Annotated in this window: 18 protein-coding genes; 3 read left to right on the top strand and 15 right to left on the bottom strand. The window is 71.7% G+C overall.

Going from position 1 to position 24,969, the window contains the following annotated elements; all coding sequences use genetic code 11:
* Window positions 1–37: 37 nt before the first annotated feature.
* From WME83_RS31690 to WME83_RS31715, 6 genes are all read right to left on the bottom strand, one after another.
* The gene (locus WME83_RS31690) at window positions 38–5,080 is read right to left on the bottom strand and encodes a protein kinase domain-containing protein (protein WP_437313439.1); all 5,043 of its coding nucleotides are present in this window, start codon (window positions 5,078–5,080) and stop codon (window positions 38–40) included.
* Between the two features lie 356 nt (window positions 5,081–5,436).
* The gene (locus WME83_RS31695; protein ID WP_437313440.1) at window positions 5,437–5,874 is read right to left on the bottom strand and encodes an RDD family protein; all 438 of its coding nucleotides are present in this window, start codon (window positions 5,872–5,874) and stop codon (window positions 5,437–5,439) included.
* A gap of 159 nt (window positions 5,875–6,033) precedes the next feature.
* Window positions 6,034–7,296, bottom strand: coding sequence for a glycosyl hydrolase family 8 (locus WME83_RS31700; RefSeq protein ID WP_437313441.1), 1,263 nt, complete (start codon window positions 7,294–7,296; stop codon window positions 6,034–6,036).
* A gap of 180 nt (window positions 7,297–7,476) precedes the next feature.
* Window positions 7,477–7,671 carry a ferredoxin gene (locus WME83_RS31705; protein ID WP_437313442.1) on the bottom strand — a complete coding sequence of 65 codons (195 nt, stop codon included), beginning with the start codon at window positions 7,669–7,671 and terminating at the stop codon, window positions 7,477–7,479.
* Window positions 7,668–8,921 carry a cytochrome P450 gene (locus WME83_RS31710; protein WP_437313443.1) on the bottom strand — a complete coding sequence of 418 codons (1,254 nt, stop codon included), beginning with the start codon at window positions 8,919–8,921 and terminating at the stop codon, window positions 7,668–7,670. Before WME83_RS31710 ends, WME83_RS31705 begins: the two co-directional genes overlap by 4 nt.
* Before the next feature lie 290 nt (window positions 8,922–9,211).
* Window positions 9,212–10,588, bottom strand: a complete 1,377-nt coding sequence (locus tag WME83_RS31715) for an RICIN domain-containing protein (protein WP_437322073.1) — start codon at window positions 10,586–10,588, stop codon at window positions 9,212–9,214.
* A gap of 219 nt (window positions 10,589–10,807) precedes the next feature.
* Here WME83_RS31715 and WME83_RS31720 point away from each other — a divergent pair, with 219 nt between their 5' ends.
* Both WME83_RS31720 and WME83_RS31725 read left to right on the top strand, forming a co-directional pair.
* Complete coding sequence (locus WME83_RS31720; protein WP_437313444.1) at window positions 10,808–12,022, top strand: YkgJ family cysteine cluster protein; 1,215 nt, start codon at window positions 10,808–10,810, stop codon at window positions 12,020–12,022.
* Window positions 12,023–13,080: 1,058 nt separating this feature from the next.
* Entirely contained in the window at window positions 13,081–13,767 is a 687-nt protein-coding gene (locus WME83_RS31725) for a translation initiation factor IF-2 (protein ID WP_437313445.1), read from the top strand.
* A 29-nt stretch (window positions 13,768–13,796) separates the two neighbouring features.
* Here the strand turns inward: WME83_RS31725 and WME83_RS31730 are convergent, their stop codons facing one another.
* From WME83_RS31730 to WME83_RS31770, 9 genes are all read right to left on the bottom strand, one after another.
* Complete coding sequence (locus WME83_RS31730) at window positions 13,797–15,161, bottom strand: hypothetical protein (RefSeq protein WP_437313446.1); 1,365 nt, start codon at window positions 15,159–15,161, stop codon at window positions 13,797–13,799.
* Between the two features lie 461 nt (window positions 15,162–15,622).
* A complete protein-coding gene (locus WME83_RS31735) occupies window positions 15,623–16,264 on the bottom strand; it encodes a bifunctional 4-hydroxy-2-oxoglutarate aldolase/2-dehydro-3-deoxy-phosphogluconate aldolase (protein ID WP_437313447.1) in 642 nt (213 codons plus the stop codon).
* The gene (locus WME83_RS31740) at window positions 16,261–17,358 is read right to left on the bottom strand and encodes a PfkB family carbohydrate kinase (RefSeq protein ID WP_437313448.1); all 1,098 of its coding nucleotides are present in this window, start codon (window positions 17,356–17,358) and stop codon (window positions 16,261–16,263) included. The genes WME83_RS31735 and WME83_RS31740 overlap by 4 nt, the downstream gene beginning before the upstream one ends.
* A 103-nt stretch (window positions 17,359–17,461) precedes the next feature.
* A complete protein-coding gene (locus WME83_RS31745) occupies window positions 17,462–19,126 on the bottom strand; it encodes an MFS transporter (protein ID WP_437313449.1) in 1,665 nt (554 codons plus the stop codon).
* Window positions 19,123–19,896, bottom strand: a complete 774-nt coding sequence (locus WME83_RS31750) for an SDR family NAD(P)-dependent oxidoreductase (RefSeq protein WP_437313450.1) — start codon at window positions 19,894–19,896, stop codon at window positions 19,123–19,125. Before WME83_RS31750 ends, WME83_RS31745 begins: the two co-directional genes overlap by 4 nt.
* Window positions 19,893–21,011: a hypothetical protein gene (locus WME83_RS31755; protein ID WP_437313451.1), complete on the bottom strand. Its 1,119-nt coding sequence runs from the start codon at window positions 21,009–21,011 to the stop codon at window positions 19,893–19,895. Before WME83_RS31755 ends, WME83_RS31750 begins: the two co-directional genes overlap by 4 nt.
* On the bottom strand, window positions 21,008–22,249 hold the full coding sequence (locus WME83_RS31760) for an enolase C-terminal domain-like protein (RefSeq protein ID WP_437313452.1): 1,242 nt from the start codon (window positions 22,247–22,249) through the stop codon (window positions 21,008–21,010). The genes WME83_RS31755 and WME83_RS31760 overlap by 4 nt, the downstream gene beginning before the upstream one ends.
* A 385-nt stretch (window positions 22,250–22,634) precedes the next feature.
* Window positions 22,635–23,564 carry an NAD-dependent epimerase/dehydratase family protein gene (locus WME83_RS31765; protein ID WP_437313453.1) on the bottom strand — a complete coding sequence of 310 codons (930 nt, stop codon included), beginning with the start codon at window positions 23,562–23,564 and terminating at the stop codon, window positions 22,635–22,637.
* A gap of 41 nt (window positions 23,565–23,605) precedes the next feature.
* Window positions 23,606–23,890: a hypothetical protein gene (locus WME83_RS31770; RefSeq protein ID WP_437313454.1), complete on the bottom strand. Its 285-nt coding sequence runs from the start codon at window positions 23,888–23,890 to the stop codon at window positions 23,606–23,608.
* Between the two features lie 175 nt (window positions 23,891–24,065).
* Here WME83_RS31770 and WME83_RS31775 point away from each other — a divergent pair, with 175 nt between their 5' ends.
* Window positions 24,066–24,935, top strand: coding sequence for a PAS domain-containing protein (locus tag WME83_RS31775; protein ID WP_437313455.1), 870 nt, complete (start codon window positions 24,066–24,068; stop codon window positions 24,933–24,935).
* Window positions 24,936–24,969: the final 34 nt, after the last annotated feature.

The raw sequence follows: 24,969 nt of genomic DNA on the forward strand, positions 1-24,969 counted from the left end.
CGCTCGCGAAGCCGCTGCGGCCGCCGCTCCCTCGAGGCTAGCCGCCCGGGCGGCGGAGCGCGTACGCGATGCCGCTCCGCAGCGTCCCCATCGTGACGAGGTCGCCGAGGTCGATGTCCAGCGCGACGAGCGCCTGGGCCACCTCGGCGCGCACCCCGGTGAGCACGACCCGGGTGCCGAGCAGCCGGAGGGCCCCCGCCGCCCTGAGCAGCGTGCTCGCGACGCCCGTGTCGACCGCTCGGATCCCCGTGATGTCGATGATCACCACCTCGGCCCGATGCGCCGCCGCTCCCTCGAGCGCCGTCGAGAGCATCTGCTCCGCGCGCTCTGCATCCATCTGGCCGATGAGGGGCATGACCAGGATCCTGTCGGTGATCGGAATGATCGGGCTCGACAGCTCGAGCAGCCTGGCCCTGTGCGCGCGCAGCACCTCCTCCTGGAGCGCGGCCCGCTCCCGCTCGGCCCGCTCCCGCTCGGCGAGCTCGCGCGTGAGCTGCTCGTTGGACGCGCGGAGCTGCTCGGTCTGGGACGCGACCTCCCGCGCGAGCGACGCGTTCGAGCGCTGGAGCTCCTCTCGCATCGCCTCCACGCGGGCATAGAGCTGCGCGTTCTCGATGGCGCCCGCCGCCTGCGACGAGAGCGCCCGGAGGATCTCCAGCCGCGCCGGCGAGAAGGCGTCGCCGAGCGCGTCGTGCTCCAGGTAGAGCACCCCCGCGAGGCGGCCCTGGTGCGCGAGGGGCAGGCAGAGGATCGACCTCGGCCGCCTCGCGGCGATGTGAGGGTCGTCGGCGAAGCGCCGCCCGGCGGCGGCGTACCCCGTGATGACCGGCTCCCGGCTCCGCTGGACGTGGCGCACGACGCTCATGGCCAGCGCGTCGCCCACCCGCGCCGCCGCGTCGGGGCCGACCGCCCGCTCCTCCGGAGCCACCGCGATCACCGCCTCGACGCGCAGCGCGCCCCCCTGCTGGAGGAGCAGGATCCCGCGCTGCGCGCCGGTGTTCTCGACGAGGATCTCGACGAGCCGCTCGAGCAGCCGGTCGAGGACGATCTCGCCCGAGATCGCCTGGGCCGCGCGGAGGACGGACAGGGCGTCGAAGCCGAGCCCCCCGGTGCTGCTGGACGAGCTGGAGACGGTGGCCGACGGGACGAAGCGCGCCGCCGGCTCGCCCGACAGGAGGAGGTGGGCGTGGCGCTGCGCGAGCCGCGCCGCCTTGGCCGTCGCCCCCCACTGGAGGTAGCCGTAGTAGGCGTCGGTCATGTAGACGCGCGCGAGCTTCGGCCTGCCTCGCTCGAGCAGGAGCCTCGCGCACAGCTCGCTCGCGAGCGCCGCGTGGTGCGCGAAGCCGTTCTGCCGGGCCGCCTCGATCGCCTCGTCGTAGAGCGGCAGCGCGGCGTCGAGGCCCTCGCCCGACGCGCGCGCCGCCTCGGCGCGGACGAGCGCGTGCTTGTGCTGGAAGTTCTCGGGGCAGCGCGCGGCCCACGCCGCGACCTTCGCGCGGTGGCGCGCGAGCGCGTCGGCGCGCTCGGCCGGCGCGGCCGGCTCGGGGGGCGCGCCCGCCGCGAGGATCGCGAGGCACACGTAGAACGAGAGCTCGGTCAGGAGGTAGAGGTTGTTGCCGCTCGCGCTCCGCGCCTCGGCCTCCGCGGCCATCGCGAGCGCGGCCTCGTGCTCCTCGTGGAGGTACGCGAGCTCGGCCTTCAGCAGGTAGTAGGCGCAGGCGATGAACTCGGCGTCCGGCCCCCGGTGCGCCTCGACGAAGGCGGCCTCGTCGAAGCCGTCGCCGTTCAGGCTGAGGGGCCCCTCGGTCTCCCCGGCGAGGCTCGCGGCCGCCTGCTTCATGAGGAGCAGCCCGGCCGCGCAGATCGCCACCTGCGTGCGCCGCGTGAGCTCGACGCCCCTGCCCGCGTCCGTGCGCACCGCCCCGAGCTCGTCGCCCGCGCAGAGCCGGATCGCGACCGCGTGGAAGAGCGCGTACGAGAGGTAGAGGAAGTCTCCGGACTCCAGGCCGGCCTGCTGCGCCCGATCGAGGTAGGCGAGCGACGCGCGGACGGGCCGGAAGAAGTGGCTGAAGACGCCGATGAGCTCGTTCAGCTTGCACGCGAGGCCGTCGTTCCTGAAGCGCTCCTGGAGCGCCAGGCCGAGCTCGCTGAACGCGCGGGCCTCGTCGTGCCGCTCCAGGACCATCGCCAGCATGAACCCGAAGGAGATGGCGCCGTACGCCGACAGCTCGGTGTGGCCGTGCTTCAGGAACAGGTTGATCTGCGTGACGTTGAGGAACCCGTAGAGGACGGGGCCGATGAGGGGCCCCGGCTGGATCAGGGTCGAGAGGATCTCGCAGGCGGCGCGCGCGTCCGGATCGGTCATCTCCGGCGCAGCGGCGAGGTCGCTGGGGCTCCGGCCGGCGAGGTTGCGGCTCACCTCCTCGAGGCCCGCGGCGAACGCGGCCCCGAGCGCGCCCTCGCCGTTCGGCACGGCGATGCCGAAGAGCGCGAGGGCCTCGACCCCGGCGCTCACGGCGTCCGCGAACCGGCTCGAGGTGAGGTAGAGGACCGCGCGGAGCCTGAGCACGCGCGCCCGCTCGACGCGGGTCCCCGCGCGCGGCAGGAGCTCCTCGAACAGGCGCTCCGACGCGCGGTGATCGCCGGCGAGGTACTCGCACTCGGCCCGCTCCAGCCGGAGCGCGAACGCGAGGTCGGGCTGAGCCTCCCAGCCCGCCTCCCCCAGCGCCGCGATCCCGGCGCGCAGGTAAGCGGCGGCCGCCTGGTAGGCGGTCGCCGCCTTGGCCTTCCGCCCCGCCGTCAGGTTCCAGGCCGCGAGGCGCCGCCGCTCGTGCGGCGCGTCGAGCCGCGCCGCGACGAGGTTCAGGTGGCGCAGGGCGGCGAACAGGTGGTCCTCGTCGACCTCGCGGTCGCCGCTCGCCAGCAAGAGGCGGCCGATCGTGAGGTGCGCCTCCTCCCGGAGATCGCCCTCGATGAGCGCGTACGCGGCCTGATGGATCCGGTCGTGCAAGAACCGGTACGAGACGTCGAACGACGCCGCGGTGCGATCGTCGTAGAGGAGGCGGTACTCGGGATCCCTCGGCAGGACGAGCCCCTCGCGCAGCGCTCCCCAGAGATCGCGGCCCGTCTCGACCGGGGACTTCCCGTGCAGCGTCGCGAGCAGCTTCAGCGTGAACTCGTGGCCCACGCAGGCGGCGAGCTTCAGCACGCGCTGCGTCTCGGGCGCGAGCCGCTCGATCTTGCTCGCCATGAGCGCCACGACGTCGCCCGCGGGGCCGCGCTCCCGGAGGCGATCGAGGTCCCAGGAGAAGGCGCCCTCGCGCTCGTCGAAGGCGAGCTCTCCCGCCTCGTGGAGCGCGAGCAGCAGCTGGCTCAGGAAGAACGGGTTGCCCCCGGTCCGCTCGAAGACGAGCGCGGCGAGCGGCGCGGCCCGCTCCTCGCCGCAGGCCAGGGTGTCGGCGACGAGCCGGGTGACGTCGGAGAGCGGCAGCGGGCCGAGCTCGATCGTGCGCACGGCGCCGCCCGCCTCGCGCAGCGCCTCGAGCGCCGCCGCGAGCGGGTGCGCCGCGTCGACCTCGCCGGCGCGGGTCGCGCCGATGACGAGCAGGTGCCCGCCGTCCCGCTCCGACGGGCCTCTGGTCCGGCCCGCGAGGAGGAGCGGGAGCAGCTTGAGCGAGGCCGGGTCGGCCCACTGCAGGTCGTCGAGGAACAGGCAGAGCGGCCGCTCGGCGGTGAGCGCCTGGAAGAAGCGCTGCACGACGAGCGCGAAGCGGTTCTGCGCCTCGGTCGGGCCGAGCTCCGGGACCGGCGGCTGGGGGCCGAGCAGGAGCGCGAGCTCCGGGACGAGGTCGACGAGCACCTGGCCGCCCTGGCCGACGGCGCGCAGCAGCGCCGCCCGCTGCCGCGCGATCGCCTCCGCCGGCTCCGCCAGGATCTGCCGCACGACGTCCTGGAGCACGCGGGCGACGCCGACATACGGCGTGCCGCGCGAGAGCTCCTCGAACTTGCCGGCGGCGAGGAGGAACGAGCGCCGCTCGCCGGTGAGGATCCTGGGCAGCTCGCCCACGAGCGCCGATTTGCCGACGCCCGCGTGCCCCGAGATCAGGACGAGCTCGGGCGCGCCCGCGGCGGCCCGCAGGGCGGCGGACGCGAGCGTCGAGAGCTCGGCGTCGCGGCCGTAGAGCTTCTGCGACAGGCGCAGCTCGCCCGACGCGTCCCGCTGGCCGAGCGAGAACGGCGCGGCGCGCCCGGTCGACTCGAGCTTCGCGAGGCATTCCGCGAGGTCGTGCTCGAGCCCCTGAGCGCTCTGGTAGCGGTCCTCCGCGGCCTTCGACAGGAGCTTCATCACGATGTCCGAGACCACCTCGGGCACCTCCGGCGCGAGCGCGCGCGGCGGCGGCGGCGTCCTCGCGATGTGGCTGTGCACGAGCTCCAGCGGGTCCGTGACCGGGAAGGGCGGTTTTCCGGTCAGGAGCTCGTAGAGCGTGGCGCCGAGCGAGTACAGGTCCGTCCGCCGGTCGACGACGCGGTTCATCCGCCCGGTCTGCTCCGGCGCCATGTAGAGCAGCGTGCCCTCGAGGGCGTCGGGCGCCTGGGCGCGCTGGATCTCCTGCGACAGGCGCGTGGCGATGCCGAAATCGGCGAGCTTGACCGAGCGCGGCTCGTCCATCCGGACAAGGATGTTGTGAGGTTTGATGTCCTTGTGGATGACGTTGCGCTGGTGCACCGCGCCGAGGGTGTCCGCGAGCGACACGGCGATCCGGAGGACCGTCTCCAGGCCGAGGCGCTCCCGGGCGATGACCTGGGCCAGCGAGCGGCCGCCCGTGTCCTCGAGCACGAGGGCCACGCCGTGGTGGTGCTTCTCGAGCGCGTGGGCCAGCACCACGCCCGGCAGGACGAGCTGCTTCAGGATGGCGAACTCGTGCCTCAGCTTGGCGATCTCCCGCGGCTCCGGGTACTCGCTCCTCAGGACCTTGGCCACGATCGGGACGCCGTCGGCGCTGCGGCGCCCCCTGTACAGAATGGAGGATCTGCCTTCGTGGATCGGCTCATCGAGCGTGTATCGGGAGAGTAGGGCCATCGTCTCTGCCTGAGGAGCTCTGCCGGGGCGGGGGTGCGCACGAGGCGCCGCTCGCGTCGGACAAGCGGTCTCGTGAGGTGTCGAGCGGCGCGACGAGAGAGCGCAAAAGGCCCAGGAGATGACGGAACAAGGTGCTTCGCCTCTGCCCCCCGCGCCTTCCGGATCACTGTCTCGCCACTTCTATCGCATGCGGCTCGCGGGACCAACCGGCGACGAGGAGGGAAGGGCGCGCCGGCGACGCGCCGTGAGCCACATGCGTATGGCCCAATACCAATTCTGCGGCAGAGCGGGAGCTCTGGGATGATGTGCTGTGGTGTACGGAGCCCTCACCGGCCTCGACGGGCTTCGGGGCGCGCCTACCGGACGCGCACCACCCGCGTGCCGCCCGCGAGCCGGTCGTGCTTGCCCTGGCGGAGCGGGCTCGAGCGGATCGTCTTGGCGATCCACGTCCAGACGGCGAGCGCGAGCAGGGGCCCGAGGACCGGGATCGAGCCGACGAGCGTGAACGCCTCGCGGATCAGCGCCTGCTTCAGCGACGGCCGGCCGCCATCCGGGCCGACGACCCGGAGGCCCAGCGCGAGCTTGCCGGGCGTCGTGCCCGCCGCGGCGTCGAGCAGGGTGAAGTACGCGAGGACGAGCGCGGAGCCGAGGAGCAACCAGTCGAAGCCGTAGCCGATCAGCTGGCCGAGACCGACGTCCATGGCGGCGAGGACGAGGACGTCGATCCCGCGCGCGGCGATGCGGGGGGAGAGCTCGGCGGGGACGGGCGAAGCGACGGACGAGACAGCGGACATGGTGGCCTCCGGAAAAGGGCGGCGTCGAAGCCGTCCGGAGGTAGAGACCCGGCCGCCGGGCGAGACTCATCGGTCCGCGCTAGAAAAAGGAAGAGGCGCAGCCGCCGATGCGGGTCGAGGCCCTCTGCGCCGCGACCGCGGGCGCGGCGCTCCGTTCGATCACGGCGTCAGCCAGTTGCGTGAGACGCACAGCATCGACAGCAGCTTGAGCGTGTCGCCGTAATAGTCCTCGGTGGGCGCGGTGGAGACGATCTCGTTCCACAGGCTGTCCAGCCACGCTTGACCGCCGGCGTCGGTGGTGGCCGCGACCGCGAACGGGGCCATGAACACCATGTCGTTGTAGGGCTCGATGGCGCGGCCGGCGAGGGTGTATCCGGCGCGGATGTTGCTCGGATTCCCCCCGGTCTTGCCGCGGATCCAGCGGCTGATCCGGCTGGCGGCGTTGCGCGAGCGCGCGTCGCCGCTGATGGCGGCGTCGATGCCGAGGCGCCACGGCACGCGGGCCGCATTCCAGGAGTAGCTGCCGTCGTGCGGCGCCTCGAGGAAGTTGGCGTCGGCGGGGCGAGGCGTGGTGTGGGTGTTGACGATGAAGTCGGGCAGCAGGCCGGTCGAGCTGGCGTACCGATTCTGCATCGTCTCGATCAGCGTCTGGTGCGCGCTCAGCACCTGCGACCAGTCGGTGCCTGCGCGGCCGATGAAGCTGCGGAAGTGGCCGAGCATCCAGTCGGAGCTGCGCGTGGCGTAATAATACGTCGGATCGTCCGGCCACCTGGCCCAGTCGCCGAGGTTGACCAGCCGCGTGGTCGGGTTGACGTTGCTCGCCGCGATCGCCTTGAGCACGCGGGTGGCCTCGGCCGCGTAGTCGACCGCGCCGCTGGAGCCCCATTGCGCGTCCGCGAGCAGCAGCGCGTAGGCGATGTCGAGATCGCCGTCCGTGGCCGAGTCGTGGTCGAGGATGTCGCTGCAGCTGGAGTCCTGCGCCCACGCCATCAGGTCGGGGTTGTTCTGGCTGGGGTGACGGCGGTTGTAGCGGTGCAGGCCGTCGAAGATCGTCCGAGCCTGGGCGTCTTGCCCGGCCATCATCGCGGCGATCAGCATGCCGTATCCCTGGCCCTCGGACACGACGTGAGCGCCGTCGCCCGTGCTGGCCCGGATGCGGTATTCGTCCGGCCGACAACCGGGCTCGACGTAGCGACTCTTCCACTGCCAGTAAAAATCTGATGTCGCGCTGTCGGCCGTGGCCTGGCCGGCCGACACGCGCAACGTCGACGCGTGGTAGGCCTGGTGGTGGCTACCGAACGGGTGGTTCTGGGCGTGCGCGCTGCCGGCGATGCAGAGCAAGCTCAGCGTCAGCCCTTGCAGGGCCCGCTTCGACGCTCCGGTCCGTCGTGACGATGAGACCGTCGAGGGTGACATGAACATGGAAGCAGCCTCCGATCGGAGAAGGGTTGTCCGAAACGACAGCGTGAGCGGCGGCGAACGCGATGGAACGGCCGGCGCAGGGCCGTTCCGCTTCGTCAGCCATGTTCCGGGAGAAGCCCAGGAGTCACGCTGCCAGGCTGAATGCCGCCGGAGGCGATGTTCCTTCGGAAAATCTGCCCCTCAATCCACGATCGCGAGCGCTCGCTTCGGGCACGCCCGCACCGCGCGCTCGATCTTCGGGCGCAGCGCCGGGTCCACCTCGGTCAGGAGGACGTGGAGCCGGTCCTCCTCGTCCACGCGGAAGGCCTCCGGCGCGGCCCGCATGCAGGCCTGGTTGGCCTCGCAGAGATCCCGGTCCACGACGATCCGGCTCATCGGGCCACCTCGGGCCGCGCCGCGGGCGTCACCGCCGCGCGCAGCGACGCGAGCTTGCGGAGGGTCGGATGCCCCGCGTACGCCGGCTCGCCGACGACCCGCATTGCCGCGTAGCGGCGGAGCAACGTGCCGACGGCGACCTCCCCCTCGAGCCGCGCGAGCGACGCGCCCAGGCAGTAGTGGGGCCCGAGGCCGAAGCTCAGGATCTCCTCGTGCTGCCGCCGCGGGTCGTAGCGATCCGCATCGGGGATGGCGCGGGGATCGCGCAGCGCCGCCGGGAGGATCGCGACGATGATCGACCCCCTGGCCATGTTCACCCCGCCGATCTCGACGTCCTCCGTGCAGTACCGCACGACCCCTCCCTTGCCGAAATTGTCGAAGCGCAGGAGCTCCTCCATCGCGCTGCGCAGGAGCGCGGGCTCGGCCCGCACCGCGGCCGCGCGCTCGGGCACGCAGAGCAGCGACATGACGCCGAAGCAGATGAAATGCACCGTGGTCTCCGAGCCGGCAGCGATGATGGCGGCGACGAGCCCGAGCATCTCGTCCTCGCTCAGCCGGTCCCCCTCGGCCTCGGCGCGGATGAGCGTGCTCAGCAGATCGTCGCCCAGGCGGCCGCGCCGCTCGGCGATGAGCTCGCGGAGGAGCGCCATGCCCGCGGGCACCGGGGCGACGACCGCCGCATACGCCTCGGGGGTGAGGCGCGGATCGACGGTCTTGATGAGCGCCTCGCCGAAGTCCCGGAAGGTCTTCTCGTGGTCTCCCGGGATGTCGAGCATCGCGGAGATGACGCGCAGGGGGATGAAGTCGGCGAACTCCGCGACCTCGATCTCGCCCTTGCCCTCGAAGGGCGCGAGCGCCTCGTCGACGATGCGCTGGATCATCGGCCGCAGGCGGTCGCACGCGCGCGGGGTGAAGGCGGGGCTCACGGCCCGGCGGACGCGCGCGTGGTCCTTGGGGGCGAGGCGGAACAGCGACCGCTCGAACGGCCCGCGGATCGCCTCCGGCAGCGCCGCGTCCGGCGCGGGCAGCCCGGCCGCCGCGGGGTCGGTCGCGAGGCGCGGATCGCGCAGCACGGCCGCCACGTCGTCGAAGCGGCTGACCACGTAGGACTGCGCGTCCGGCCAGAAATACACCGGCGCGGACTCGCGCAGCTCCGTGTATGCGGGGTAAGGGTTCGCGTCGAACCCGGGCGCGTCCGGCTTGAAGTGGAGCACCGGACATCCCTTGGCGGCTTGATTCGGCGTCATCATCGTCGCTCCTTCGCCTGCAGAGACGGGCGCCCTCCGGCCTCCGCCGGCGCCCCTCGCAGCCAGCGTGGCCGGCGAGCGAGCCCGCCGTCCCGGCGGCCAGCATACTCAGGAATCGAGCGGGGAACGCGGCTCGAAGACCCCTGAGCAGCGCTTCGACGCGGCACGGCAGCTGTCCTCCCACAGGAGATTTCTCCATGGGCGGAGCGAGCGGATGGCGCCCGCCGGCGGAGGGCCGTGCCCCTCGCGGACGCGGGGGGTCGTGCCTCGCCTGCGCGGCGCGCGGCGCTGCGTCACCAGCTCTCCCATTGCTGGTTGCTGCCGCCGTTGCAGGCGTACTGCTTCACGGCCGCGCCGTCGGCGGTCGAGCCGCTGACCACATCGAGGCACTTGCCGCTGTGCCGCGCGACCATGCGGTAGTAGCCGCCGCCGGCGTCCTGGAACTGGAACTGCTGGTTGCTGCCGCTGTTGCAGGTGTACTGCTTCACGGCCGCGCCGTCGGCGGTCGAGCCGCTGACCACGTCGAGGCACTTGCCGCTGTGCCGCGCGACGACGCGGTAGTAGCCGCCGCCGGCGCTCTGGAGCAGCCACTCCTGGTTGCTGCCGCCGTTGCAGGTCCACTGGTGCACGACCGCCCCGTCGGCGGTCGAGGCGCCGTTCACGTCGAGGCACTTGCCGCTGTGCCGCGCGGCGAACCGGTCGTACGTGGCGCCCGAGCCCTGGACGACCCCGGTGGCGGCGTCGATCGTCACCTGGTCCGAGTAGCTCATGGTCATGCTGGTGTTGCTGGGGAACTGGAGCGGCAGCCAGACGTACTGCGAGTCGTTGACCGGCCCGCCCCACGCCCCGGCCCAGCGGTCGCCCATGTACAGGTACGAGGTGGTCGACGAGCCCTGGATCGGCAGCACGAACGCCGTCTGCGAGCCGTAGGCGGTCGCGTCGCCGATGTTCTGGAGCGCGCTCCAGGTGCCGCCGATGCTGGTGGCGGTGGCGTATTTCTGCTGGTTGGGGTCCCAGCCGGTCGCGCCCGAGGTCAGCAGGAAGTAGACGCCATTGCGCTTGAACATGGCCGGCGCCTCGCGCCACGAGCCGGGCCAGAGGATCTGGACGAGGCTGCTCACGTTCAGGTAGTCGGACGTGAGGCGGTAGATGTGCAGATCGGCGTTCTCGCGCGCGGCCGAGATCATGTACGCGGTGCCGTCGTCGTCCTTGAACAGCGTGATGTCGCGCGACATGTGCCCGAGCGGGCGGAAGCTGCCGCGGTAGGTGTAGCTGCCGTCCACCGTGCTGGAGGTGGCCACGGCCGCGCGGGCCTCGCCGTAGTCCGTGGCGTTCTCCTTGTGCATCCACATGACATACTGGCCGGTCGAGCTGTTGTAGATCACCTTGGGACGCTCGATGTTGGCCGAGCGCAGCTCGGCGTGCGCGCTCGGCGTGAGCACGTGGTTGCGGAACTGCCAGCTCTTCAGATCGGTCGAGCGGTAGACGTCGACGTACTTGGTGGCGCGGTTCTCGCCGAACCAGTAGTAGTAATCGCCGACCTTGATCACGCCGCCGCCGTGCGCGTGGACCACGTTGCCGGAGGTGTCCCGGAACTGCGTACCATTGGTGATCGTCTGGGGCGCGGCGTGGGCCGTGCCGGGGAGCCCTGGATGCGCCAGCGCAGCCAGGCCGAGCGCGAGCGCGAGCGCGAAGCGGACCGAGTCGACATAAGCAAGCTTCCTTGACACTGCGAGTCTCCTTCCCTGCTCGTCCTTCAAAAATACACAGCTATTCTGGACAGAGCCGCAGGATCCAGGAAGTCAGATGCGTTCCGAAAGTCAAGCTCATCGTGGTGGCCATTCCACCGAAAGGGCGCGTCGCAGACACGCAGGTTGAAAGATCGAGCCTTGTGCGATCCGCCGTCATGGCAAAGCGACGCCGTGTCGACGCGTGGGGTGGCCCGGGGGACGCACGTACTGTGCCGGATCGCGAACTGGGTCGTCGGGATCGGTGCCCCCCACCCCAACCTGGGTCGGTCGCCTCAACCTGGGTCGGTCGCCTCAACCTGGGTCGGTCGCCTCAACCTGGGTCGGTCGCCTCAACCTGGGTCGGTCGCCTCAACCTGGGTCGGTCGCCTCAACCTGGGTCGGTCGCCCCGCCCAACCCGGCCCCTCTCGACCTGGAAGATCCGAAAAATCTCTATTGTCCCCAGAGCGCACGCGCGTCACCACAGTCCCATGGAGGTGAAGATGACCGCGAGCGGACGGCGTGAGAGCGAGGCGATTCGCGCCCACGTGGCCCAGACCTCCCCGGCCCTCCAGGCCTTCTTCCAGGCCGAGCTCGCGCGGGCCAAGGAGGTGCTGGCGGGCGGCGCGGCACCCCCCAGCGTCCTCGGCGTGAACGCGGCGGCACGCGTCGCGCACCATCTGGAGCAGCTCGCCGTGGCCAACGCGCCGGCATGCGCTCCCGGTTGCTCGTGGTGCTGTCGCGGGCGCGCGGTCGAAGTCCTGGCTCCCGAGGCGGTCGCGATCGCAGCCTTCCTGGCCGGGACCCGATCCGCCGACGACCTGGCGGGCCTGCAGGCCCAGATCGCCCGCGCGTCGCACGGGACGCGCGCGCTCGACGAGGCGCAGCGCTGGCGTGAACAGACGCCTTGCTTCTTCTTGAACGCCGGCACCGCGGAGTGCTCGATCTACCCCGTGCGCCCGCTGGTCTGCCGCCTCCACAACTCGGTCGATCGGGATCAGTGCCGGCGCGCGTCCGAGGACGCAACGCAGAACACGCCCGTCCCCAGGCATGCTGCCTTCGAAATCCTCTATGGCCTCGCCCAGTCCGCGATCATCGTCGCGTGCCTGGAAGCGGGGCTCGACGCGCGCTCCCTCGAGCTCACGACCGCGGTCGACGTCGCCCTCCGCGAACCGGAGGCGAGCGCGCGATGGGCGTGCGGCGAGAGGCTCTTCGAGCCCGCAGCGACGCGGAGCGAGCCGGCGCGCGCGTCTCCCACGGCGCCTCGGGCGATCCAGCCCGGCCTTGTGCCGTCCGAGCGCCTCGTCGCGAACACGAGCAGCGTCGCCAGAAACGCACGCAAGCGTGAGCGGCGAGCCCGTCGGGACGGCAAGTGACCCGCCTGGTGGGCGCCTGCTCGCGCCTGCGGACTTGCGCCTGCAGCCGGTCGGTCGGTCAGCGCCGCGCTGCTTCGTTGGTGCAGGCGCCGCGCCATGTGGCGCCCGACCCGGGTTGAGCCCTCGGCGCGCCCGACCCGGGTTGAGCCCTCGCCGGCGCCCGACCCGGGTTGAGCCCTCGCCGGCGCCCGACCCGGGTTGAGCCCTCGCCGGCGCCCGACCCGGGTTGAGCCCTCGCCGGCGCCCGACCCGGGTTGAGCCCTCGCCGGCGCCCGACCCAGGTTGAGCCCTCGCCGGCGCCCGACCCAGGTTGAGCCCTCGCCGGCGCCCGACCCAGGTTGAGCCCTCGCCGGTTGAGCCCTCGCCGGCGCCCGACCCAGGTTGAGCCCTCGACCCAGGTTGAGCCCTCGCCGGCGCCCTCGACCGCGGCGGACCGCCCCCGCTTCATTGCGCAGCGCTGGTGCCAGATCGTCTGGCGATGCCCCCCGCGTGTGACACCTTCGACAGAGGTGACGCAGGACGGCCGCTCGCACGCGCCACGAGGCGCTCACCGAGCGCTCGGCACAACCCTTGCGCTGCCGCCATCCGTGACTCTTGCTCGCCGTCGCTTGGTTCTCTGCCTGGGCCTGATCGCCGTCCTCTCCTTGGCCGTGTGCGTCGCGTGGACGGCGCGACGCTCGGGAGCTGCCGGCGCCTCCGCCCAACCTCGGTCGACGCCGTCGGCCGGGAGCTCCGGCGCTCCGGCGCCCGTGCCGCCCCCCCTCCGCGCGCACCGGCCCCACCCCATCCCCACGCTGACACCGATCCGGCCAGCCCCCGGCTCCCCTTCCGTCGAGCCCCCCGCGCGGACGGCGCCGGGGCCGGAGCCCCCCATCCCGCCCGGACCCCCGCCTGCGCCCGTCGATCAGGGCTCGTCCGAGCGCCCCCTCACGGAAGCCCCCGCCCACGCGAGCGCCGCCCCACACCGCGCACGCCGGCTGGACCAGTCCGTGTTCCGGCGGCGGTTGCAGCCTGGCCTGTGCCCGGACCCGACCGAGGCAGCCCAGATCCGACAGACGTTGATCGCGCGCTTCCGCAACGCGGACTTGCCCGGCGCCGGCCGGCTGTACGTCGATCCCAGGCTGCCGGAAGGCGCGCATCTCCCTCTCCTGCATCACCTCCAGCAGGCGGAACGCGAGGTGCTCGCGCAGCTGGGCCTCGCTCCCGAGCCTCCGGACGTCTTCGCGTACTTCGACAAGGAGCTGCTCGTGGCCGCCGCGTGCACCAACCGCAACGTGGTCGCCTACTACGACGGCGCCCTGCACGTGGTCCTCGATAACGACGACGTGCAGGCCAGCGTCGTGCACGAATACACGCACCACGCCCTGATGAGCCAAGGAATCCTGGGGCCGGCCTGGGCGCAAGAAGGCATCGCCATGCTCGTCGCGCGCGAAGCCTGGTGGCTCGATCCGGCCCGACTCGAACAGGTGAGGGATGCCCCCATGCCCCTCGAGGTGATGGAGCAATCGATCCCGTACACGCTCCTCCCGGATCAGGCGGTCCTGTTTTACGTGCAATCGGCCACCATGGTGGCCTGCCTCGTGCGCGGCACCGACGCGGGCCTGCGCGGCCTCATGGAGGCCCTGGGCACGCCCGCAGGAGCTGCGCCGGGCGCGGGATCGTACGATCCCTCGGAGCTCCTCGACCCCTCCGCATGGCCAGCGTGCGTCGACGGGTTGATGAGGTCAGCTCACGGCGAGCGTTAGCGCCGCCCCCAGGCGCGCCCGAGCGGCGCTCAGAAGAAGCTGTAGAGCGACAGCTTGAAGCGCTCGTTGGTCGCGGTCACGTCGTCGGCGAAGGTCTGCTCCGAGCGCTGGAACGAGAGGCCCGCGCGGAGGGCCGGCATGATGTCGACGAACAGGTTGCCATCGATGTAGCGCGACTCGCGGAAGGCGGTGCGAAGGTCCCTGTAGCCGTGCTCCGCCGTGATCCGATCCGACCAGCCCTGGGTATAGTTGGCGGAGACGGAGACGCGGCCCGACGGCGGCAGATAGTACTGGAGACCGACCATCATCCCGCGCCAGCCGATGGTCTTGAGGTTGTTGTTCGCGTCGTACACCGCGAGCCCGTTGTCGATGTCCGGCGTGTACACGGCGCCGTCCGGGAGCGGCGGGTTCGGCACGTTGCTCGCGACGCCCACGATGTCCGCGATGCCCGTGCCGGAGAAGAACGAGCCGGTCAACGTCAGCGCATTGCCCGGATCATCGAGCGCGCTCGCCGGGATAATCGGGATCAGCGCGTCGACCGAGATCGCGTATCCGTTGGCCGACCTCGAGTGGAGCGGGGCGGCGGTGTGCTCGGCCACCTTCAAATGGCGGAACGTGCCGGAGACGCCGAGGGACAGCGGATCGATCAACATCCCGCCCGCGCCCAGCGTGTGAATCCCCTTCCAGCCGTTGACGCCGAAGCGCATCCCCGCCTGGATGTCCGGGATCTCGGAGTCGCGCTGCGGCGGCTTGACGGCCGCCGCCGCGAGCTCGAAGTTCAACGGCTCCGACTTGAAGGTGTGGCCGACGCGCAGCTGCGGCATCCTGCCGAAGACCTGGTTCATCACCGGGAAGAACGACGTGGTGGCCGGGAAGAAGAACGGCTGCCACCCGAACAGGTGATAGGTCTGGCCAATCACCACGTCGACGTAATCCGACTCCACCTTGATGTACGCCTGGCGCAGGCGGAAGGTCCCGCTGCTCACCAGCGCCGCCTCCGAGACGTTGGGCGGCTGGCTGCCGAAGAAGTCGAGCTCCAGGGCGGCGGTGGTCTTGAACCCCTCGTACTCGGGCGCGCTCACCTTGACGCCGAGCCGGGAGTTCCGCGTCGTGAAATGCGTGCGGGCGTGCCTGCCCGCATAGGTGTCCTCGCGCTGGATCACCGTCGCCCCCACCGACTCGCCGAAGCTCTGGGTGGAGTCGTGCATGATGTCGAACTCCGCCATCCCGTAGATCGTGGCCTTCCACTTGGAGGTCACGGGAACGGGCGTCGCGGCAGGCGCCTTCGCCAGGTCCGCGGGGGGAGCCGGCGGCGGGGCCGCGGCCGCAGGCCCGGTGCCCGGCATCGGCGGCGGTGTGGCCGGCGCCTGCGTGCCGGTCGGCAGCTGCGTCATGCCGGCGTCCGGCGGCTGAGCGGCCGGCGCCGCTGCCGGCGCGGCCGCCGCCGGAGCAGCCGCCGCCGCCGGAGCAGCCGCGGCCGCCGGGGCGGGCGCAGCCGCCGCGGGCGCAGCCGCCGCGGGCGCAGCCGCCGGAGCAGGCGCACCCGGAGCAGGCGCAGCGGGCGGAGGCGCCGCGCCCCGCGGCGGCGCCGGCGGGGGAGCCTGGCCGTGCGCGGCCGCCGCCGCGAAGAGAATCGACGCACCCAACAGGTTCGCAACCTTCGATTGGTTCATGTCCGAAGCCCCTGGTGTTCGACGGCGCCGGGAATCCTCACTGGCGCCGCAAGTGATTGATTTTATTGACATTTTTATTGAACTACACCGGACGGATCACGGCCCGGCGTCGCGTCGATCTCTGCCCGGCAGCGCGGGAGAGCTCGACGCGGCGAACGGCGCTTACGTTTCCTGTTGCCGCTTCAGGCCTGGCGGGCCGCTTCGCGGAACGCGCGGGCGCGGGCGACGAGCTCGTCGCGCCGCCCCTCGCGCAGCAGCTTGAGATCCACGAGGTTGCTGCCGACGCCGACGGCCACCGCGCCCGCGGCGAGGAACGCGCCGAGGTTCTGCAGCGTCGCGCCGCCGGTGGGCATGAGCGGGATGTGCGGCAGAGGCGCCTTGAGCGACTTGAGGTACGAGGCGCCGCCGAGGGCGTCGCAGGGGAACACCTTCACGACGTCCCCGCCCGCCCGGTGCGCCGCCACGACCTCCGTCGGCGTGAGCGCGCCGGGCGCGCTCACCACGTTCATCGCGAGGCACGCCTTCACCGTCCCCTCGTCGAGCGCGGGGCTGACGACGAAGCGCGCCCCGGCCTCGACGCACGCCTCGGCGGTGCGGGCGTCGAGCACGGTGCCCGCGCCGACCAGGGCCCGCTCGCCGTGGCGCGCCGCGACCTCGCGCACGACCTCGACCGCGCCGGGCACGGTCATCGTGATCTCGAGGACGTCGATCCCCCCCTCGAGGAGGGCCTCGACCGCCTGGAGCGCCTCCTCGGCCGAGCCCGCGCGCACGACGGGCACGACACGCGTGCGACCGATCCACCCCAGCACGTCTTGCTTGTTCATCGATCCACCCGGGCCGTGCCCATCTTCATCGCCTTGAGGACCTCGTCGAGCGACGCCATCGTGGTGTCGCCGGGCGTCGTCATCGCCAGCGCCCCGTGCGCCGCGCCGCAGTCGACGGCCCACTGCGGCCCCTTGCCCGCGAGGAAGCCGTAGATCAGGCCGGAGGCGAACGAGTCGCCGCCGCCCACGCGGTCGTAGATCTCCAGATCCTTGCGCTCCGGCGCCTGGTAGAGCCGGCCGCCCTGGTACAGCACCGCGCTCCAGTCGTTGCGCGTCGCCGACGTCGCCACGCGCAGGGTCGTCGCGACCGCCTGGATGTTCGGGAACGCCTCGATGACGCGCCGGATCATCGCCTCGAACGCGCCGACATGGAGGTTCTTGTGCCCCTCGTCGAGGTCCTCGACCTCGAAGCCGAGGGCCGCCGTGAAGTCCTCCTCGTTGCCCAGCATCACGTCGACGTACGGCGCGAGCGCGCGGTTGACCTCCCGCGCGCGGGCCTGGCCGCCGATCGACTTCCAGAGCGAAGGGCGGTAGTTCAGATCGTAGGAGACGACGACCCCGTGCCGCCGGGCCGACTCCATCGCCTCCTTGGCGACGCCCGGCGTGGTCTCGGAGAGCGCGGCGAAGATGCCGCCGGTGTGGAACCACCGCGCGCCCTCCCGGCCGAAGATCGCGTCCCAGTCGATGTCGCCGGCCTTCAGCTGCGACGCGGCGGTGTTGCCGCGGTCCGAGACGCCGACCGCCCCGCGGATGCCGAAGCCCCGCTCGGTGAAGTTCAGGCCGTTGCGCACGGTCCGCCCCACGCCGTCGTGGGGCACCCAGCGCAGGTGCGAGAGGTCCACGCCGCCCTGCAGCATGAGGTCCTCGATGAGCCGCCCCACGGGGTTGTCCGCGAGGGCGGTCACGATCGCCGACCGGAGCCGGAAGCACCGGCGGAGGCCGCGCGCGACGTTGTACTCGCCGCCGCCCTCCCAGGCGTGGAAGCCACGGGCGGTCGAGATCCGACCGTCGCCGGGATCGAGGCGCAGCATGACCTCGCCGAGGGAGACGAGGTCCCAGCGGCAGTCGGCAGGATCGCGGAGCGTGAAGGACATGGTTTACCGGTTTAGGAGGGCTGGCCCCGCGACGGAAGGGCCAAATCGAGGAGGTGGACCCGAGGGGCCGAGCAGGGCCGATGAGGCGCGCCGAGGGCGGTGATCACGGGCTGCCTCCCGGCGCGCGCGTCGACTGCACCTCGGTGGCGGACGGGCCCATGTACCCCTTGGCGTTGGCGCCCTTCGACTCGACGATGGGCCGCCCGTCGCGGTCGAGCTTGACGAGCTCGGCCTTGGTCCCCTGGGCCGTCGGCCAGAGGTACCAGCGCGCGTCCATCCAGCCCACGTGCGCCGCGGGGCCCTCGACCGGCGCGCCCGTCGCGCCGAGCTGGCCGGCCCGCGTCGCGCGGTAGTCGTCGACGGAAGCGTACGGAGGACGGTTGAGGGCGAGCTGCAGGCCCGCGATGCTGGCGAGCATCGCCAGGCCGCCGGCGACGATCGCCGCCTGCGGCACGCGCCGCTTGGGCGTGACCGGCTCGACGCGCGGCAGGAGGAGGTGCAGCACGAGCAGCCCGACGAGGTACAGGCTCCCCGCGAGCAGGAACGGCAGCGCGTACGAGCCGGTGAGCGTGAGCGACCGGCCCACGAAGATCTGGAAGATCGCCCCGCCGACGACGCCGAAGGCGGTCTTGATGCCGACCACCGTCGCCATCGCCGGGCGAGGCAGGGTGTCCGAGACCAGCGTGTAGAGGTTGCTGCTCCAGCCCTGGTGCGCCGCCGCGGCGAGCGACAGGAGCGCGACCGCGACGTACACCGACGGGATGCCGCCGACGCTCGGCACGTCGACGAGCTGCCCGACGGCCATGACCGGCACCGCGGCGAGCGCGCAGGCGAGCATCGCGAGCTTCCGCGCCGTGCCGACCGAGCGGCCGCGCGCGATGAGCTTCGAGGAGAGCCAGCCGCCGCCGATCGCGCCGACGTCGGCCACGATGAACACGACCGGGATCGCGTAGGCCATGAACGTCGGCGTCAGCTTGAACTCGCTGACGAGGAACTTCGGCAGCCAGGTGAGGTAGAACCACCACGGCGCGTCGGTGAAGAACTTCGCCATCGCGACCGCGTAGACGGGCCGCATCCCGAACACCTCGCTGACGCCGAGGGACTCGGTCGACTCCTTCGCGTCGGAGCGGATGTGCGCGAGCTCCTCGGGCGACACCTTCGGGTGCTCCTCCGGCCGCCGGTAGAGGCGCGTCCAGAAGAAGATCCACACGACGCCGATCCCGCCGAGGACGAGGAAGCAGGCCCGCCAGCCGTACGCCTCCGCGATGCGCACCGCGAGGAGCGGGGCGAGGATGGCGCCCACGTTCGAGCCGCAGTTGAACAGGCCGGTCGCGAGCGCCCTCTCCCTCTTGGGGAACCACTCGGCGACGGTGCGGACGGCGGACGGGAAGTTGCCCGCCTCGCCGACCCCGAGCAGGAAGCGGATCGCGGCGAAGCCGCCGAAGCTGCCGACAAAGGCGTGCGCCGCAGAGGCGATGTTCCAGAGCAGGAACGTCGCGCTGAGCCCCTTGCCGGTGCCGACGCGGTCGATCCAGCGCCCGACGAAGACCATGCCGAAGCCGTACGCGAGCAGGAAGCTCACGTTGATGAGCGCGAGGTCCGTGGGCCCGAGGCGCAGCTCGTTCTCGAAGAACGGGACCAGCAGCGAGAAGAGCTGCCGATCGAGGTAGTTGATCGTCGTCGCGAAGAAGAGGAGCGCGCAGATGGTCCAGCGGGTGCGCGTCATCACGCCGCCGCTCGCCGGCACCACGGGAGAGGCCGCGGTCATTGGTTCACCCCCGAAGCCAAGAAGCCACCGTCGACTGCGATGCTCGTGCCGGTGATGAAGCTCACCGCGTCAGAGCAGAGGAAGAGGGCCGCGCCGATCAGCTCCTGGGTCTCGCCGAAGCGGCCGAGCGGCGTGCGGGCGAGCAGCTCCCGCCCGCGCGGGGTGCCGTCGAGGAGCGCGCGGTTGAGGTCGGTCACGAAGACGCCGGGCACGAGGGCGTTCGTGCGGATACCGTGCTTGGCCCACTCGGCGCCGAGGCTCCGGGTGAGCGCCATGACGGCCGCCTTCGACGCGCCGTAGGCCGCCACCTCGTGGAAGGCGACGAAGCTCGACAGCGAGGCGATATTGACGATGCGGCCCCGGCCGCTCTCGCACAGCGGGTGATAAAACGACTGGCAGGCGCGGAGCATGCCAGTGACGTTCGTGTCGAGCAGGCCGTTCCACTCGGCGTCTCCGACCTCGGCCGTGGGCGTGCGGAACGTCCTGCCGGCGCAGTTGACGAGGATGTCCACGCCGCCGAGCGCCTCCACCACGCTGTCGCGCAGGGCGTCGAGGGACGCCCGGTCGCTCACGTCGCACGTCGCCTCGAGCGAGCGGACGCCCCGCTCGCAGATCTCGCCGTAAACCGCGCGGGCCCGATCGGCCCGGGTGCCCGAGGCGACGGTGTGGACCCCCGCCTCGGCGAGGCCGAGGGCGATCGCGCGGCCGATGCCGGAGGTGCCGCCGACCACGACGGCCCTGCGGCCCGCGATGTCGAAGAGGTTGCTCATGCTCCCAGCCATTCCCCGGCGATGCCGCCCAGGAGCGCGCGCGCGTCGCGCTCGATCTGCGCGTCGGTCGGCGGGACGGGCATCGCCCCATAGCGTCGCGAAAGCGCGCTCGCGATCGATCGCCGCGAGTGGCGCCATTTGTAGATCAGCTGATCCAGGACGCGCGCGTCGGAGTGCTGCGGCACGAAGGTCGGCCCCAGCATCTCCAGGCGCATCGAGGTCGTCTCCTCGATGAGGCTCGGGTTGTTCATGAACCACCAGCACCCGAACGGGAGGACGTTGGCGAACTTGCGCGCCACGACGCAGAGGCTGTGCGTGTTCTCGCGCGAGAGCGTCGTGACGAGGAAGCGGACGTCGGGGTTGTCGCCGGCGAGCCGCTCGAGCGGGGTGAGGTCGACGGTGCTCACGCCGTCGCCGGCCACGCCGAGGCGGGGGTTCACCGCGCGCCGCACGCCGATCATCATCGCGAACGGCAGGCCGTGCGCGCGGCACGCGTCCAGCACGGCCCGGGGCGGGGGCGCGACCTCGTTGACGGAGATCGCGAGGTAGCGCGGCCGCATGCGGGCGATCCACCGGTCGAGCTCGGCCGCGAGGTCGTTCGCGGAGACGAGGCGGTCGATGCGCAGCGCCGTGTAGAACCGCGGATCGGGCGCGACGCCCGCCTCCCAGATCGCGCGCTCGGCGGGGTCGGTCGGGTCGTTCGTCATCGCCAGCGCGCTCACCCCGGCGAGGCGCAGCACGTCTTCCAGGTGATCCTCGGCCTTGCGGCTGGCGAAGAAGGCGCGCGCGTCGCGCAGGTCCGGCGCGGCGGGGTCGAGCCCGAACGCGTCGAGCACGGTGGCGACCCCCGCGGTCGCCTCGGACAGCGGCGATCGGCGGACGAAGAGCGCCTCCCACACGAGGTCGGCCTGCGCCTTCTTGTCGAGAGCATAGAACGCCTCGGGCGTGACCTTCGGCTCGGCGCGCAGGGTCTCGGCGACGAGGTAGTGGTACGTCAGGAGCTCGTCGACGCCCCAGAGGTTCAGCGCCTGGAACTGGGGGGCGAAGAGGTGGGTGTGGAGATCGATGATGGGCGCGGCGTCGATCGCCTTGGTCACGCGCTCGGCGAGGGTCATCTCGGCACCTCGGGGATCCGGTCGTCCTTGGGATCGGCCCAGCGCTCGTTCGGCACGGTCGCGCACCAGGCCGGGCGCAGGGGATCTTTGTCGTAGGGATAGGGGCCCAGGCGGCGGTATTCCTCGGCGTAGCGGGCGACCTTCTCGCGATCGAGGCGGACGCCCAGGCCGGGGCCGTCGGGCACGCGGATACGGCCGTTCTGGTAGGGGAGCGGGCCCCCGCGGATCACGTCGTCTTTCAGGTGGTGGTAGTGCGCGTCGGCGGCGAACGAGAGGTTCGGGATGACGGCGCCGAGGTGCAGCATCGTCGCGAGCTGCACGCCGAGCTCGCCCGAGGAGTGGACGGCGACGCCGAGCCCGAAGGTCTCGCAGATGCCCGCCGCCTTCACGCACGGCCGGATGCCGCCCCAGAACGTCGTGTCGAGCAGGATGACGTCCACCGCCGTGTCGAGCACGTTCGCGGCGAGCTGCTCGAAGTTCACGACGACGGTGTTCGTCGCGAGCGGCATCCGCACCTTCTCGCGGGTGCGCCGCATCGCGTGCAGGCCGAAGACGGGATCTTCCAGGTAATCGTTGTTCAGGTCCTCGATCGCCTGACCGAAGCGGATGCCCTGCTCCGTCGACCAGACCGCGTTCGGGTCGAAGCGGACGCGGTCGTCCGGGAAGGCGTCGGCCACCGCGCGGTAGCACTCGAGCTCGTAATCCGGGTGGAACACGCCGCCCTTGAGCTTGTGCGAGGTGAACCCGTGCTTCTTCTTCAGCGCCCTCGCCTCCTCGACCAGCTGCTTCGGGGTGCGGACCTCGCCAGAGCCGTCCGCGTTCGGGTAGCGGAAGAAGAGGTAGGACGCAAAGGGCACCTCGTCCTGCAGCTTGCCGCCGAGCAGGTCGTAGACCGGCACGCCGTAGGCCTGTCCGAGCAAGTCCAGGCAAGCGAACTCCAGCGCGGCGAGGATCTGGGTGCGGTTGTTGTAGAGAGAGGCCGTCGGGTTCGCGATCTTGAACCGCATCTCCTCGAGGCGGGCCGGATCGTGGCCCGCGAGGTAACCCTTCATGGCGCGGAACACGGCCTCGGCCGACTCGCCGCCGCCGCCCATCTCACCGAGGCCGACCAGCCCGTTATCCGCCTCGACCTCGACGAGCGTGCGCACGAAGCGGCCCCAGTGGCAGCCGTTGGCGTGGCGCAGGGGCGCCTCGAGGGGGACGGTGACGGTGGTGGCGCGAATGTCGACGATTCTCATGCAGGACGGGGCTCCCGGGGCCCCAGCGTTTCGATGGGTTGGACTAGAAGCTCTCGAGGGTCAGTGACACCTGCATGACCCGGCATCGCCCGATCGGCGGAAGCGTAGAGCGACCCGATCGGCGGCGATGACGGCAAAAATTGCAACGAACCCGTGATTCACGAAGGCTTGCTGCGGGGCGCCGGTGAATTCCCTGACCTCGGAGGTTTGATCACGCTTTTATCCGAAACGTGCGAGCTCCGCTACCTCGCCGGCGACAGCGCGCGAAGAGCTCTCCGGGAGGCGCTCTGCGGCGGTGCGATGAGGAGCCGCCAGGGACGCCAAGAGAAGAAATTTTTAACCTCTCGACGTCGACTCCCCGGCTTCGCGGAGATGGGGTAGGCCCTCAGCGAGGGTGTTCGTCGCGCGGCGGCAGCGCGAGGCGCGCGATGTCGTCTTCGAGGCTGTTCGTCGTCCTGTACGGCTGCCAGCCGAGCTCGCTCCGCGCCCGCTCGTTCGACATCCGGTGGTCGAGCGCGAGCAGCATGGCGAAGAACGGCCCCCACAGCGCGCCGGCCTGCTCGCGCGACGCGCTCGCGACAGGCACCTTCAAGGCGCGGCCGACCCACCGCGCCACATCGCCCGTCGCCACGTTCGCCCCGTTCCCGTTGTAGATCCGGCCCGGCGGCGCCTTCTCCAGGGCGAGAACGTAGAGCTCGGCCAGATCGTCGACATGCACGCAGGTGACCTGGTTCTCGCCCGCGCCGATGTGGTGGGCGGCGCCCTGCTGGCGCGCGGCCGAAACGAGCCTCGACGCGACGCCGTGAGGCGTGTCGCTGTGCGTGAGGATCGACGGGCGGACGACCGCGCTGCGGATCCCCCGCTGCGCCGCGGCCACGTAGTCGCCCTCGGCCTCCCGACGCAGCGCCCCGGGGTGGCCGGGCTCCGACGGGTGGTCCTCCCCCACGGGCACCGGCCCGGTGTTGCCCACGACGCCGGTGGCGGTCGTCCCGATCAGGCACTTGCCCGTCCCGGCGAGCGCCTCGATGAAGGCCTGCGCCACGCGCCGCTCCTGCGCCACCGCCGCCCGGAGATCGCCCCCCCGCATCTCGAAGGCGATGTGCACGGCCGCGTCCGCCGAGCGGGCCGCCTCGGCCAGGATCTCCACGTCGTCGAGCGACCCGAGGAGCGGCTCGGCCGGGACCTCCATCTCCCGCAAGCGCCGCGCGCTCGCCTCGTCGCGCACCGCCGCGACGACCGCGTGCCCCTTCGCATGAAGCCGCCGCGCCACCCTCGATCCGATGTATCCCGTCGCCCCGGTGACCAGGATTCGCATGAGCACCTCCCTCGTCCTCATAATCTCGCGCCGGCGAGCGCTCAACACCGCTCGCAGTTCGGGCGCCGCCCCTGCTCCGCGGCGCAGCGATCGCCGGAGAACGCCGCGAGCACCTCGAGGTCGCCCCCCGGCAGCGTCCGGTCGAGGGCGCCGAGCTGCGCGCGGGTCCTCGCCCCGATCGCCGGGACGAACGACGGCTGCCGCGCGAGCCCCCACGCCCACCTCGCGGCGCTCGTCGACGCCGCCCTCGCCCCGGCGGCCCTCGACGCAGCGGCGAGCGGGCGCGGAGCTCGAGCGCGCGTGCTCCCGCGCTCGCACCGCGTCAAGCCTTCTCGTAAATATGTAGCGGGCGTTAGAAAGAAGAAGTACGTCCACGCCGTTATGGCGTGCGCCACTACGTATTCGCCATTCGGCGCATGATCCTGGCCGATTCTGTTCTTGCGCAGCCATCCCCGATGGCTGATAACGAGAGGCTAGCCGGGGGGAGATCGGCTTATCGGCATGGCGTTCACGCTCCCCTGCATCGACGTCTCGGACTGGAAGACATTCGAGCTCCTCCAGCTCGTCATCGACACCATCCCGGATCCCATCTTCGTCAAAGATCGACAACACCGCTGGATCGCGTGCAACCCGGGCTTCTGCCGGCTGATCGGGCAGCGCTACGGGGACCTGCTCGGCCGGAGCGATCCGGATTACTGGCCGAAGGAGCAGGCCGATCTCTTTTGGAGCTACGACGATCTCGTCTTCAACTCCGGTGAGCCGAGCGAGAACGAGGAGCACGCCACGGGCGCGGACGGGGTGGCGCGCACGATCTGGACCCGCAAGTTCCCCATGAAGAACGCGCAAGGCGAGGTCGTCGGCCTCTGCGGGCTGATCACGGACATCACCGATCTGAAGCGGCGGCACATGGAGGCCGAGCGGATGGCGGCCGAGAACCGGGAGCAGCGCGCGATCATCGACGCGCAGGCGGAGCTGCTCGATCGCATGGCGATGCCGGTCATCCAGATCTGGCAGGGGATCCTGCTGATGCCGCTGGTCGGGGAGATCAACGACCGGCGCGCCGCCCAGGCGCTGGAGAGCATGCTCGTCGCCATCGGGGAGCGAGGCGCGGAGTTCGTGATCCTCGACATCACCGGCGTGCCGGTGATCGACACCGCCGTGGCGCGCCACCTGATTCGCGCCGTGCAGGCGGCGGAGCTGCTCGGCTGTCGGAGCGTGATGGTGGGCATCGGCCCGGACATCGCCAGGACGCTGGTGAGCCTCGACATCGACTTCAGCCGGATCACCACGCAGGGCACGCTCCAGGGCGGGCTCGCCTTCGCGATGAGCCGCCTCGGCGCGCAGCGCGCGGCGATCGCGCCCGCCCGCTGACCCTGGACCGGAGCGGGCGCGACCGGCGGCGTCA

It is taken from the genome of Sorangium sp. So ce385, assembly GCF_051474135.1.
Lineage (GTDB): Bacteria > Myxococcota_A > Polyangia > Polyangiales > Polyangiaceae > Sorangium > Sorangium cellulosum_D.